This is a genomic window from Paraburkholderia phymatum (assembly GCF_040965635.1).
GTDB classification, from domain to species: Bacteria; Pseudomonadota; Gammaproteobacteria; order Burkholderiales; family Burkholderiaceae; genus Paraburkholderia; species Paraburkholderia phymatum_B.
The window spans coordinates 1-291 of record NZ_JBFRCH010000144.1; the positions used below are offsets into that span (position 1 = coordinate 1).

Below are 291 nucleotides of genomic sequence, written 5' to 3' on the forward strand. Positions count from 1 at the left end.
CCGGCGTGCCCTTGACGCGGCCCAGCGTGTTCGTGCCGTCGAGCGCGCGGGTCATCGTTGCGAAGGCCATCGCTTCAGGCTTCGGCGACAGATTCGACGCACCGAATGCACCCTGCGCGTTGTTCAGGTCGAAGAACGAACCGTAGCCCACTTCGCCCGGATAGTCGGGGCCGAAGAACAGCGTCGTCATCTGCGCGCCGCCGCCCAGCACGATGATGTGCGAGCGCACGCCAACGGCAGCATGTGCGAACAGCTGGTTCTGCGACGGCGTCGTCGGGCCGTAGTTGATGC

General features: G+C 66.0%; 1 pseudogene. It reads right to left on the reverse strand.

From position 1 onward, the window contains the following. A pseudogene (locus AB4Y32_RS40545) lies at positions 1-291 on the reverse strand (hypothetical protein); the annotation flags it as partial.